The organism is Streptosporangium sp. NPDC000509, from assembly GCF_042898365.1.
Classification (GTDB): Bacteria; Actinomycetota; Actinomycetes; order Streptosporangiales; family Streptosporangiaceae; genus Streptosporangium.
In genome coordinates this window covers 141,979-154,972 of record NZ_JBIAYX010000008.1, presented here as the reverse complement: position 1 = coordinate 154,972, position 12,994 = coordinate 141,979, and the positions used below count along the sequence as shown (strand labels likewise).

At 72.1% G+C, this 12,994-nt stretch carries 8 protein-coding genes; 6 read left to right on the top strand and 2 right to left on the bottom strand.

Features of this window, described 5'->3' with window-relative positions; translation table 11 throughout:
• Positions 1 to 59: 59 nt before the first annotated feature.
• From ACFY3D_RS16635 to ACFY3D_RS16615, 5 genes are all read left to right on the top strand, one after another.
• Entirely contained in the window at positions 60 to 6,533 is a 6,474-nt protein-coding gene (locus ACFY3D_RS16635; RefSeq protein WP_389980253.1) for an amino acid adenylation domain-containing protein, read from the top strand.
• A 1-nt stretch (position 6,534) separates the two neighbouring features.
• Positions 6,535 to 6,708, top strand: a complete 174-nt coding sequence (locus tag ACFY3D_RS16630) for an MbtH family protein (protein WP_350944658.1) — start codon at positions 6,535 to 6,537, stop codon at positions 6,706 to 6,708.
• 75 nt (positions 6,709 to 6,783) lie between these two features.
• Positions 6,784 to 7,035, top strand: coding sequence for an acyl carrier protein (locus ACFY3D_RS16625; RefSeq protein WP_350944660.1), 252 nt, complete (start codon positions 6,784 to 6,786; stop codon positions 7,033 to 7,035).
• 25 nt (positions 7,036 to 7,060) lie between these two features.
• Positions 7,061 to 8,482: a hypothetical protein gene (locus ACFY3D_RS16620; protein ID WP_389980251.1), complete on the top strand. Its 1,422-nt coding sequence runs from the start codon at positions 7,061 to 7,063 to the stop codon at positions 8,480 to 8,482.
• The gene (locus tag ACFY3D_RS16615) at positions 8,479 to 10,311 is read left to right on the top strand and encodes a N,N-dimethylformamidase beta subunit family domain-containing protein (RefSeq protein WP_389980249.1); all 1,833 of its coding nucleotides are present in this window, start codon (positions 8,479 to 8,481) and stop codon (positions 10,309 to 10,311) included. Before ACFY3D_RS16620 ends, ACFY3D_RS16615 begins: the two co-directional genes overlap by 4 nt.
• Before the next feature lie 21 nt (positions 10,312 to 10,332).
• Here ACFY3D_RS16615 and ACFY3D_RS16610 read toward each other — a convergent pair whose 3' ends face one another.
• Both ACFY3D_RS16610 and ACFY3D_RS16605 read right to left on the bottom strand, forming a co-directional pair.
• Complete coding sequence (locus tag ACFY3D_RS16610; RefSeq protein WP_389980247.1) at positions 10,333 to 10,569, bottom strand: hypothetical protein; 237 nt, start codon at positions 10,567 to 10,569, stop codon at positions 10,333 to 10,335.
• 368 nt (positions 10,570 to 10,937) lie between these two features.
• Positions 10,938 to 11,582, bottom strand: coding sequence for a M15 family metallopeptidase (locus ACFY3D_RS16605; RefSeq protein ID WP_389980245.1), 645 nt, complete (start codon positions 11,580 to 11,582; stop codon positions 10,938 to 10,940).
• Positions 11,583 to 11,868: 286 nt separating this feature from the next.
• On the opposite strand from ACFY3D_RS16605, the gene ACFY3D_RS16600 reads away from it, so the two are divergent.
• On the top strand, positions 11,869 to 12,777 hold the full coding sequence (locus tag ACFY3D_RS16600) for a MerR family transcriptional regulator (RefSeq protein ID WP_389980243.1): 909 nt from the start codon (positions 11,869 to 11,871) through the stop codon (positions 12,775 to 12,777).
• Positions 12,778 to 12,994: the final 217 nt, after the last annotated feature.

The window sequence follows — 12,994 nt, the reverse complement described above, 5'->3', positions numbered from 1 at the left end:
ACCAACCTCCAACGCGATTGCGTGAACTAACGGGCCCGTGGCCGGCAAAGGAGCCCTTTGTGTTCCCACCGGAGACCGTTCCAACCGGTCAAACAGGGACGGAATACCCCCTGTCGTACGGTCAGCAACGGCTTTGGTTTCTCCACAAGCTCGACCCCAGCGACTCGGCCTACAACACATCCTATGTTTACAGGTTGAAAGGTCGCCTTGACAAGATCGCTTTGGCCGCTGCTTTCACCGCCGTGGCGGCACGGCACGAGAGCCTGAGGACCCGGTTCCGTGAAGTGGCCGGGGAGGCCGTCGCGATCGTCGAGCCGCCGTCGCCGGTGACGGTCGAGCACCTCACCGCCCCCGACGAGCGGGAAGCCACGGCTCTGGTCTCGACGCTCACCAACACGGCCTTCGACCTGGCCGCCGCGCCGCCGTTCCGCGTCTCGCTGATCCAGCTCGGCCCCGCCGATCACGTGCTCTGCGTCGTCCTGCACCACATCAACGGCGACGGCTGGTCGCTGAGCGTGCTCCGCTCCGAGGTCGCCGTCCACTACGGAAGCCGGGGCAGCGCCCCGCTGCCCGAACTGCCCCTGCAGTACGGCGAGTACGCCCGCGCCCAGCGTCCCGAGGACTCCGAGCTGCGCTGGTGGACCGAGCGGCTGGCCGGGGTGCCTCCCCTGGAACTCCCCACGGACCGGCCGCGCCCGGCCCGGCGGACCGGCGCGGGCGCCCAGGTCGACTTCCGGATCGCCCCCGACCTGACCGCCTCGATCGGCGACCTCGCCCGCCGCACCCGGTGCACACCGTTCATGGTGCTGCTCTCCGCCTACCAGGTCCTGATGCACCGGCACACCGGCCAGAGCGACTTCTGCGTGGGCACCCCCTCGGCCGGTCGCGGCAGCACCGAGCTGGAGACCATGATCGGTTTTCTCTCGACCACCCTCGCCCTGCGCTGCGACGTCTCCGGCGACCCCACCTTCGAGGAGCTGCTCAGGCGCACTCGCAGGGTCGTGCTGGACGGGCTCTCGCGGCAGGACGTCCCCTTCGAGCGCCTCGTGGCCGATCTCGACGTGGAACGGGACCTGAGCCGCACTCCCCTGTTCCAGACCCTGTTCGCCTTCCACACCCACGGCGAACCGGACGAGCCGCTGCCCGGCCTCGACGCCACGTACTTCCCCAACGGCTGGGCCCGCGCCCGGCTCGACCTCTCGGTGGACCTCTACCGTGGCGAGGACGGCGCCCTGAACGGCACCGCCATCTACAGCACCGACCTGTTCGACCACGAGACCGTGGAACGGATCATCGCCCGCTTCCAGGAGCTGCTCACAGCCGCCGTGGCGGACCCGGGCGCTCCGGTGAGCTCGCTGCGGATGCTGCCGGACGCCGAGCTCGACCTGCTGGAGGAGTGGAACGACACCGCGACCGAACTACCGGAGCTCACACTTGTCGACCTGCTGCTCGAACAGGTCGCGGCGACCCCCGACGCGATCGCGGTACGCGCCACACCCGCCCCCGCCGCGACACCGGCCGGAACCACCCCGCTCACCGCGAACGAACCGGTGCGCGAGGGAGCGCCGGTGGACGGACCCGCCGCGCGGGAACTGACGTACGCGGAGCTGGCCGGACGGGCGGCGGAGCTGGCAGGGCGGCTGAGCGCGGCCGGGATCGGGCGCGGCTCGCTCGTCGCGGTCCGGATGGAGCGCGGCGCCGACATGCTCGTCGCCCTGCTGGGCGTGGCGATGAGCGGCGCGGCCTACCTTCCCGTCGACCCCGACTACCCCGAGGCCCGCGTCTCGTACGTGATCGAGGACTCCGCGGCGGCGCTCGTCCTGACCGGCCTCGACGACCTCCCCCCGATGACGGGCGCGATGACGGGCGAGGCGACCGGCCCGGTAACCGGCACAGTGACCGGCGCGCTGGTCCCCGCGGCACCCGCCCGGCCGCTTCCCGACGACACCGCGTACGTGCTCTACACCTCGGGATCCACCGGCCGGCCGAAAGGCGTCGTGGTACCCCACCGGGCACTGACCAACTTCCTGCTGGCCATGCGTGACCTGGTACGGTCCTCGCCGCAGGACGTGTGGCTCGCGCTGACCTCGCTGTCGTTCGACATCTCCGCCCTGGAGCTCTACCTGCCGCTGGTGACGGGAGGACGGGTGGTCGTCGCCGACGCGGAGACGGCCCGCGACGGGGTGCGGCTCGCCCGGCTCGTGCGGGACGAGGGCGTGACCCACGTCCAGGCGACGCCCTCGGGGTGGCGCGTCCTGCTCACCGGCGACCTGCCGCGCGTGGTGGGCCTGACCGGCGGCGAGCCGCTCGCCCCCCGGCTCGCCCGCGAACTGCGTCCCCGGGTCGACCGGCTCGTCAACGTCTACGGGCCGACCGAGACCACCATCTGGTCCACGGCCTGGGACGTTCCCGAGGACCCCGGCGAGATCGTCATCGGCCGCCCGATCGCCAACACCGTCGTCCACGTCGTCGACCTCGGCGGCCGGTCGTGCCCGATCGGGGTGGCCGGGGAGCTGCTCATCGGCGGCGAGGGGGTCGCGACCGGTTACCTCGGCCGCCCCGCCCTGACCGCTGAACGCTTCGTCCCCGGCCCCGGCGGTTCGCGGCACTATCGGACGGGAGACCGCGTCCGCCTGCGTAACGACGGCACCCTGGAGTTTCTCGGCCGGACCGACAACCAGGTCAAGCTGCGGGGTCACCGTATCGAGCTGGGCGAGATCGAGGCCGTGCTCGACGCCTGCCCCGGCGTGCGGCAGGCGGTCGTCGTGGTGCGCGGAGACCGCCTGGTCGCCTTCGCCGTACCCGCCGTCCTCTCTGAGACGGACGCCGCGCCCACCGGACCGGACCGCCCGGAAACGGGCGGCGCGGAAACGGGTCGTGCGCGAACGGGCGGGTCCGGAGCAGACCGCATGGGAACGGACGGCGCCGAAACGGGCCGGGCGCAGGGCGTGGGAACGCTTGACGGTCTTCGGGAACACGCCGCGCGCGAGCTGCCCGGCTACATGGTGCCCAGCGTGTTCGTCGAGGTGGAGACGCTGCCGCTCACCCCCAACGGGAAGGTCGACCGCAACGCGCTCCCCGACGTGGACGCGGCGCCCTCACCGGACGCGATCGCCCCCCGCACCCCGGGCGAACGGATGGTCGCGCAGGTCTTCGCCGAAGTGCTCGGGACCGCGGAGGTCGGGGCGTACGACGACTTCTTCACCCTCGGCGGCCACTCGCTGCTGGCCACCATGGTCACCGCGCGGCTGACGGCGCTGTCCGGGATGGAGGTGCCCGTGCGGGAGGTGTTCCTGCGTCCGACGGTCGCCGCGCTGGCGGACCTGATCGCCACCGCGTCCGTGGCAGAACTGATCGCCACCGCGTCCGGCGACAGGAGCGACGGGCCGCGGCCTCGGCCGGAGGGAACCGTCCCGCCGCTCTCCTTCGGGCAGGAGCGGCTCTGGTTCCTCAACCGGCTCGATCCCGATGACGCGTCGTACAACATGTGCCTGGTCAGGCGGCTGCGCGGGCCACTGGACCGGAACGCGCTCGCCGGTGCCCTCGCCGGGACCGTCGCGAGGCACGAGAGCCTGCGCACCCGCTTTCCCGAGGTGGACGGGGTGCCGGTCGTGGTCGTCGACCCGCCGGGGCCGGTGGCTGTCGAGGAGACGGACGCGGCGGGCGAGGCCGGGGCGTTGGAGCTGGTCGCGACCCTGACCAACGCGCCCTTCGAGCTGGGCGCCAGGCCGCCGCTGCGGGTCACCCTGATCAGGATCGCCGAGGACGACCACGTCCTGTGCGTCGTGCTGCACCACATCCTCGGCGACGGCTGGTCGCTCAACCTCATCTTCGACGAGGTGTCGCACCTGTACTCCGGCGCCGGCGCCCTGCCGCCGGTCCCGCTCCAGTTCGGCGACGTCGCCCTCTGGCAGCGCGGGCGCGATCTCGGCGACCTGCTCGGCTACTGGCGGGACAGGCTCGCCGACCCCACCCCGCTGGACCTTCCGGTCGACCGGCCGCGTACCGCGGGTGCCGCCAGGCGCGGCGACGTGGCGAACGTCCGGCTGGACGCGGCGGAGGCCGCCGCCCTCGCCCGGCTGGGCAGGGAGCACGGCGCGACCATGTTCATGGTCCTGCTCGCCGCCTACCAGGTCCTGCTGTCACGGCACACCGGGCACAGCGACATCCTGGTCGGTACGGCCACCGCGGGCCGGGACCGGGTCCAGCTCGAACCGGTCGTGGGCTATCTCAGCGACACCCTGGTCATGCGCGGCGACCTGTCTGCCGACCCCACCTTCGCCGAGCTGCTCCGCGAGACCCAGATCGGCGTCCTGGACGCCTTCTCCCACCAGGGCGTGCCGTTCGAGGAGCTGGTGGCGGCCCTGAGGGTCGAGCGCGACCTCACCCGCACGCCGCTGTTCCAGACCATGCTCATCCTGCACACCCAGGACGTCGGCCGGCCCCGCGACGCCTTCGCGGGGCTGACCACGACGGGGTTCGAGCACGGCATGCGGCAGGCCAAGCTCGAACTGATGCTGGAGGCCTGGCAGGACGAGCACGAGCTCACGCTCAGCTTCGTCTACGACGCCGAACTGTTCGACCGGTCCACGATCGAGGCGATGGCCGCGCGGTTCCGCCTGCTGCTCACCGCGCTGCCGGAGGCGTCCGGCGACCGGATCTCCGAGCTTCCGTTGCGCACCGGGGAGGACGACGCCCTGCTGCGGCGCCTCTCGCGGGGACCCGCGCGACCCCCCGCGCTCCCGGTGCCCGCCCTGTTCGCGGCGACCGTACGGGACACGCCGGACGCGACGGCGATCGGATGCGGGGGCGCCACGCTCGGCTACGCCGACCTGGACGCCCGCGCGGACGAGCTCGCGGCGCTGCTGCGGGGGCGGGGGGTCGTGCCCGGCGACGTGGTCGGCGTCTGCCTGGACAGGTCGCCCGACGCCGTCGCGGCCCTGCTCGCCGTCTGGCGGGCGGGGGCGGTCTACCTGCCGCTCGACCCGGACCATCCCGCCGAGCGGCTCGCCTTCATGCTGGACGACAGCGCCGCCTCCCTCGTCCTCACCTCGGCGGACCTGGGCGACCGCCTGCCGCCGGGAACGCCACGCGCGCACACGAACGAACGCCCTCCCACCATGCTGAACGGCACGGTGAACGTCCCGACGAGCGTCCCCGCGCCCGGCTCGGCCGCTTACGTGATCTACACCTCCGGATCCACCGGAACGCCCAAGGGGGTCGTGGTCTCGCACCACAACCTGGCCGCCCGCGTCGCGTGGATGCGCGAGGCGTACGAGCTGGGCCCCGAAGACCGGGTGGTCCAGTTCGCCTCGCTGAGCTTCGACACCCACGCCGAGGAGATCTATCCGGCGCTGGCCGCCGGGGCCCGGCTGGAGTTGCTGCCCGAGGGCGGCGTCACCCTGCCCGACCACCTCGACCAGGTCACCGTGCTCGACCTGCCGACGGCGTACTGGCACGCGCTGGTCGACGACATCGACGAGATCTCCTGGCCGCCGACGCTGCGGCTGGTGATCCTCGGCGGCGAGCAGGTGCACGAGGCGGCCGTGACCCGCTGGCGGGAACGCTTCGGCGACAAGGTGCGGCTGGTCAACACCTACGGCCCGACCGAGGCGACGATCATCGCCACCGCCGCCGAACTGGACGGCTCCCCCGGACGCCCGCCCATCGGCGTCCCGATCGCCGACACCTCGGTCCTGCTTCTGGACGGCTCCGGTGAGGCCGTGCCGCCGGGAGCGCCGGGTGAGCTGTGCGTCGGCGGGGCCGGGGTGGCCGTCGGCTACCTGGGCAGACCGGACCTCACGGGCGAGCGCTTCCCCACCCTCGGTGTCTCCGGTGATCCCGGTGTCCCCGGCGTTCCCGGTGCCCTCGGCGGAGAGCGGATCTACCGGACCGGCGACCTGGCGCGCTGGCGGTCCGACGGGCGGCTGGAGTTCCTGGGCCGCCTGGACGACCAGGTCAAGGTACGCGGCTTCCGGATCGAACTCGGCGAGATCGAGGCGCGGCTGCTCGCCCACCCGGGCGTCGGCCAGGCGGCGGTGGCGGTCCGCGGGGAGACGCTGGTCGGCTACGTCGTCGGCACGGCCACGGGAGACGAGCTGGCCGGATACCTGGCGGCGACGTTGCCCGCCTACATGGTCCCGGCCGCCTGGGTGGGTCTCGCCGTCCTGCCGCTGACCGCGAACGGCAAGCTCGACCGGGCCGCGCTGCCCGCGCCCGAGGCCGGCTCCCGGATGAGGACCGCCCCGCGCGGTGACGCCGAGGAGCTGGTGGCCGAGATCTTCGGCGAGGTGCTGGGCGTCGAGGAGGTCGGCGCCTTCGACGACTTCTTCGCGCTGGGCGGGCACTCGCTGCTCGCCACCCGCGCCGCCGCCAGGCTCCGCGCCGCCGTCGAGGTGGAGGTGCCGATCCGCACCCTGTTCGCCAGAAGCACCGTGGCCGACCTCGCGGCAGCGGTGGAGGAGCTGCTCGTCGCCGAGCTGGCTGAGATGTCCGACGAGGAGGCCGAGCGCCTCATGGAAACCGGGAGCTGAGATGGGTCACCGCGTCGTGGTCAACCACGAGGAGCAGTACTCGATCTGGCCGGACGGCCGGGACCTTCCCGACGGCTGGCGAGAGGAGGGCGTCTCCGGCAGCAAGGAGGAGTGCCTCGCCCACATCGACCGCGTCTGGACCGACCTGCGCCCGCTCAGCGCGAGAAGTTCATGAAAAGTCCGGAAATGTTCGACAACTGGATCCGGATCCCGGCGAGCGGCGCCGGAGACCGCAGGAGAGGGGCCCGCAATGGTTAGGGAACGGCTGGCGGCGATGGTCGCCTCGGCGTCCGACGGAGCGGTCACGGCCGGGGAGGCACTCGCCGCCACGGTCCCGCTGTCCGCGCTGGGAGTCACCTCCCTGGCGCAGATGCGGCTGATCGACGCGGTGGAGACCGAGTTCGGGATCGAGATCGACCTGTCCGGCGACGGGTTCGACCTGCTCGACGACCTGGACGCGCTGGAACGCCACATCAACGAGGCGCGAAGCGCGCGTTCCTGAACCCAGCTCCGAACGGGGGAGACACATGGACATCCGGTTCTCGGGGAGCCGCTCGGGAATGGCACCGCTGACCTGGGGGCAGCGGGCCATCTGGGACACGATCAGAAAGACGGCACCGGACGACCACTACTTCAACTTCGGCCGCGTGCTCGCCGTACCCAGGAGAGCCAGGCCGCTCACCGTGGCGGGAGCGGCCGAGGTGCTGCGCGCCCTGGTGGAACGGCACGAGTCCCTGCGCACCAGGCTCGGCGAGGCGCCGCGCGGAAACGCGGCGCACGCGGGCGGCACGACGCCATACGGAAAGGCGGTCCACGCGAGCGGCACGACACCCCGCGAAGGCGGCTCCCGCGCAAACGACGGCGCGGAGCCGTGGCAGGTGCTCATCGCCGGCGGCTCCATCCCGGTCACCGTGTCGGAGGGCGACCCCGAGCGGCTGCGGGACGCGCTGGCGAAGACCGCGTTCGACTACGGCGGCGAATGGCCGCTCAGGATCGGGCTCGTCGTCGACCGCGACGAGGTCACCCACATCGTGCTCGTCTTCTGTCACCTGGCGGCCGACGGCCTCGGCGCCGAGGTGGCGGTCACGAACCTGCGGCTGCTCCTGCTGCGCGGCTCCGTACCCGGCCCGACCCCGCCCTCACCGCTGGAGCTGGCCCGCTGGCAGAGCTCGCAGCACGGTCTGAAGGTCGCGGCGGTGGCCGCGGAACACTGGGCGAGCGAGTACCGGCGCATCCCCCCGACCGTGTTCGAGCGGCGGACGGACGGCGCCGCCGAGGATCCCCCGATCTGGCGGGCACACCTGGTCTCACGGGCGATGGACCTGGCCGTGCGGCGGATCGCCGCGGTGCGCGGCGCGGCCACCTCGACCGTCCTGCTCGCCGCCGCGTCCGCGCTGGCCGGAAGGGTGACCGGCCACGACCTGGGCGTGATGCTGCCGATCGTGAGCAACCGCTTCCGCGGCGACACCGTCAACGCGGTCACCACGCTCTCCCAGGAGGGCCTGTTCGTGCTGGACCTGCGCGAGGGCGGCTTCACCGAGCTGCTGCGCGCGGCCAAGCCCGCCGCGCTGCGCGCCTACCGGTCCGCATACCACGACCCGGACGACCGGGACCGGCTCACCGAGCGGGCCGGCCGGGAGCGGGGGGTGCGGATCCACCCGTACTGCTGCTTCAACGACATGCGCTTCACCGACCGGGTGGACGCCTCCCCCGACGAGCGAAGCGTGCGGCGGGCGCTGGACGAGACGACCCTCACCTGGCCGCTCAGCCAGGAACGGCTCAACTGCCGCTTCTGCCTGCACGTGACCGACGAGCCCGGCGGGCTGGGCGTCTCGCTCACCGCCGACACCGGCTGTCTTTCCCGCCCCGCCATGGAACGCTACCTGCTCGACCTGGAGTCCTTGCTGGTCGAGGCCGCGTTCCGCGAGGTGCTGGAGCCGGTCGGTTGACGATCCACGCCTACGCCGAGTCGACGTCCTGCGTCCAGGGCGGCGCGCTCCGCTTCCATCTCGCCCGCGCCTCCCGCGCCCCGCTGCGCGGCTCGGTGCTGGTCGAGGACGTGGCCACCGACCTGGCCGTGCTCGACGGGGAGTTCACCGGGCCGCTGTGGACGCTGGAGGTCTCCCCCGGCTGGCGCAGCTCGCTCTACCGGGCGATCTTCAGCGCCGACGAGGAGAGCAGCGAGGTCTACTTCGTCGTACGGGCCGCCCGTCCCCGCTCACCGGTCCTGCTGTCGATCCCGTTCCCGACCTGGCAGGCCTACAACCGGGCGGGCATCCCCGGCGAGTCCGTCTACTGGACCGAGCAGCCGACCCGCGCCGCGCGCGTCTCCTTCGACCGGCCGGGCGGCGGGCCGCCGCCCGAGCGCTGGGAGGAGGGCATGATCCGCTGGCTGGGCCCCGCCGGGTACGACGTCGACTACTGCTCGGCCCTGGACCTGCACTCCGGGCGCGAGCTGCTCTCCGGTTACCGGCTGCTGATGATCAGCGGACACGACGAGTACTGGTCGGCGGGGATGCGCGACAGCGTGGAGGAGTTCGTCCGCCGGGGCGGCAACATGGCCGTCTTCTCCGGCAACACCTGCTGGTGGCAGTTCCGGCTGGAGGACGAGGGGCGCACCATGGTCTGCTACCGCGACGCGGTCGCCGACCCGATGGCCGCGGTGGATCCCGCCCTCACCACGGTCGAGTGGTCGAGCGCGCCGGTGAACCGCCCCGAGAACGGCCTGACCGGAGTCAGCTTCCGGCGCGGCGCCGGGACGTGGGGCCCGTACATGCGGCTCATGCACGAGGAGACCTACACCGTCCGCTTCCCCGAACACTGGGTGTTCGAGGGCACCAAGCTGGACGAGGGCGACACGTTCGGCAAGGGCGCCATCGGCTACGAGACGGACGCCTGCGACTTCGTCGAGGAGGACGGCGTGCCGGTGGCCACCGGACGCGACGGCACCCCGCCGTCCTTCGTCATCCTCGCCACCGCCGACCTGCGCCACTGGCACCGGTACGGCCAGGGCGGCATGGCGACGATGGGCGTCTTCGGCCTCGGCGCCGGGACGGTCTTCACCGCCTCCACCGTGAACTGGGGAAACACCCTGCACGACCCGGTCGTGGACCGGATCACCCGCAACGTGCTGGACCGGCTCTCGGTGCGCGCGGACGGCTGGGAGACCATCGGCGCCGCGGACGGGATCCGGGCGCTGACCGTGTTCGACTCCCTGCTGTACGGTGCCACCTCCGGCGGCTCGCTGCTCGCCCGCGAGGTCTCTGGCCAGAACCTGCGCTGGCGCCCCGTCGGCACCGCCCCCGCCCTCGTCGCCCTCGCCACCCCCAGAGAGGCCACCGCCGTCCACCCGATCGGCCTGTACGGTCTCACCGCCGACGACCGGCTCGTCTACCGCGACCCCGAGCACGGCTGGATCACCCTCGCCGACGGGCCCCGCGACGGGGTCGGCCTGGGCATGGTGAACGGCGAGCTGTTCGCCGCCGCCGCGGAGGGCCTGTGGCTGCTCGACCCGGAGACCTCGGCCTGGAACCTGGTCGAGGCCGGTTCCGGCGCCGTGGCCCTGACCGCGATGAACGGCCGGCTCTACCTGGCGGACGCGGACGGCGGGATCCGCACGCGGCTGCCGGTGGCGACCCCGGCCGGATGGACCGACCTGTGCGACGCGGGCGGCTGTACCGTGCTGACCGGGCACGCGGGCACCCTGATCGGCACCGCCCGCGACCGCCCCCTGCTCCGGCGCGCGAACCTCCTGAAGAAGGCGGCACCGACCCCGTGACCCCTTCGCGGCCACCGTCGTTCATGTCGCGGCGGAGGTCCCGGCGAGCGCCGGGTAGCCCTTGAGCCTGATGTCGGTGGCGAACCTGTCCGTCAGCCTGAGCGACGCCCGCAGCAGGAACCGGCCGTACTCCTCCAGACGCGTGGCGATCTCCTCGACGGTGAAGGAACGCAGCCGCGCGGCCGCCGGCTCGATGGCCAGCGGCAACCCGTCCAGCGCCGCGCCGATCCGGACGACGCCTCCACGTTGTCCTGCCACACCTCGAATCCCGGCCGTACGGCCGCCGCCCGGTCGGCGAAGAGCCGCACGGCCGGACATGCCAGGGCGACGGACGGCGGGGAGTCCGGCGGCGGGCTCTCCAGCGGTGCCAGCGGCACCAGCGTCTCGCCGATGATGCCAAGAGGCTCACGGCCGGTGGCCAGCACGGCCAGCTCGGGGCATTCTCCCAGCAGCCTGCGGGCCGGCACGGCGACGGCGGCGTTCACGTGCTCGCAGTTGTCGAGGACCAGGAGCAGCTCCTGCCCTGCGAGCACCGCCACCAGGTGTTCCACGAGATACGGAATGATCTCCAGGCTCACCGGCCGAGCCGGAGTGAGGGCACGAACGAGCGCACCGGGAGTATCAGGTCAGACGGATACCGGGCCGTAGAGAGCGGCCGGGGAGCCGGTGGTGAGGGCCCAGTAGCGGTCGCCGTAGGACCAGTGCCACCACTCGGTGGGGTAGTTGACCAGTCCTGCCGCCTCCAGGGCGACGCCGAGGAGCTTGCGGTGGTGGCGGGCCTCAGGCGACAGGCCGGGGGCGTCGGTGTAGCAGGCGCCGCCGCTCTGCTCGGGGGTGGCGTTGAGCCGGGTGCCCATGTCGATCTCGGTCCCGTCCTCGGTGGACAGGGTGAGGTCGACCGCCGCTCCCGCGGTGTGCGGGGCGATCTCGACGGGCGAGACGTAGCGGCTCGCCGCAGCTCGCAGCTCTGCGGGCGACATTTCCGGATACAGCGTTCTGAGCTCCGCCGAGTAGCCGTCGAAGATCTCCTTCTGCGTCGCCGGTGGCCGGTACCCCTCCACCACCAGCAGCCGGTATCCCTCCGGCAGCTGTGCCTGGGCCTCCTCCAGCCGGGTGAGCAGCCCGAGCCTGAGGTGGGCGAAGGCTCCCGCGGGGTCGGCGAGCCGTCCGTCCGTCCGCAGCCGTCCCCGGACGTCTACCAGCCGCTCTCCTGACTCCTCGACGGGGATCGAGGCGACTCTGGCATCGGAGATCAGAACGATGTCGCGCATGGCGGTAATTCTTCCCCAAGCATCACAGTGCGCAGACCCGCTCACGGGGGAACAGAGGTGCCGAACCGTGCCCGGGAACACCCGCTCGCAGTACGCCGGTCCGGCACCGGCCCCGTCGCACGGGACAGCGGTCTGCGTTTCGCCGCCAAACCTCCACCCGGACCAACGAACCGGCCGAGCCATTCGACGACATAAAAGTATAAATAACGCCTAAACGGCCGCCCTATGGCGAGAATTTGGGCGCATCGCTTGAGGTTCCAGCGGGTGGAAGGTGCAGATTCGAGCCATGAGCGACGCGACGGATCTCTACACGATCGGGCAGCTGGCCCGGCGCACCGGGTTGCAGGCGCGCACGATCCGCTTCTGGTCCGACAGCGGCGTCGTCCCCCCGGCCCGCAGGTCGAGCGGGGGATACCGGCTTTATGACGCGGAGGCGGTCGCACGGCTGGACCTGGTCAGAACCCTTCGCGATCTCGGGCTCAGCCTTGATGCCATCCAGCAGATCCTGGAAAAGCAGGCCCCACTGAGGGAACTGGCGGAGACACACGTCAAAGCGCTCGACGCGGAGATCCGCACCTTGAAGATACGGCGTGCCGTCCTGCGTGTTCTCGCCGAACGTGACAGCACCACCGAGGAGATCACCTTGATGCATGCACTGGCCCGACTGTCGGCGCGGGAACGCCAGCAGATCATCGACGAGTTCGTCAACGGGGCATTCGCCGACGTCATCGACGAGGACGCCACCCTCGTCGCGGAATGGATGCGCGACGTCCCCTCCGAGCTTCCCGAAGAACCGACGTCCGAGCAGGTGGACGCCTGGATGGAGCTGGCAGAACTGGTCGCCGACGAGAGCTTCCGGCGGACGGTCCGGCAGATGGTCCTGAGCGGAAGGCAGGACAATCGCCTTGAGTTCGGGCTCAACCTCCGGCCCCTGGTCCTCCAGCACGCAGCCGACGCCCTTGAGAAGGGGATCCCACCGGAGTCGCCTGGCGCAAGCGTGATTCTGGACCGGATCATCCCCGTGGAGCTTCCCGCCGAGGAGACCGTCTCCCTGACGGACTGGCTGGAACTGGTCGCCGAGCCCCGGGTGGAGCGGTACTGGCAGCTTCTGAACCTCCTTCGGGGGCTGCCGCCGGCCCCGGAGGCGGTGCCGGCCTTCCAATGGCTGCTCGCCGCGCTGCGCGCCCACCGCTGAGCCAGTCCCGTCCTTCCTCGTCGGGGACCCCGCGGGTGAGGGCCCGCTGACCGGGAAGCGGGAGGAGGCGGTGAAGGCCGTGTGCAGGCCGGCCCTCGCCTCGTAGGACCCCGTCGGGCCGGGCTCCGCCCAAGCGGCACACCGGTTCCCACGACCGAGGCCATGCTCCCCGACATGACCTGGGGAAAGTCCACAGGTGACCGGCGTCCCCGACCGC

What these genes read in the sequence shown, in the direction of transcription:
- ACFY3D_RS16625 (WP_350944660.1), top strand. Translation starts at nt 6,784, where the DNA reads ATGGTTAGGGAACGGCTGGCGGCGATGGTCGCCTCGGCGTCCGACGGA.
- ACFY3D_RS16620 (WP_389980251.1), top strand. Translation starts at nt 7,061, where the DNA reads ATGGACATCCGGTTCTCGGGGAGCCGCTCGGGAATGGCACCGCTGACC.
- ACFY3D_RS16605 (WP_389980245.1), bottom strand. Translation starts at nt 11,582, where the DNA reads ATGCGCGACATCGTTCTGATCTCCGATGCCAGAGTCGCCTCGATCCCC.
- ACFY3D_RS16600 (WP_389980243.1), top strand. Translation starts at nt 11,869, where the DNA reads ATGAGCGACGCGACGGATCTCTACACGATCGGGCAGCTGGCCCGGCGC.
- ACFY3D_RS16630 (WP_350944658.1), top strand. Translation starts at nt 6,535, where the DNA reads ATGGGTCACCGCGTCGTGGTCAACCACGAGGAGCAGTACTCGATCTGG.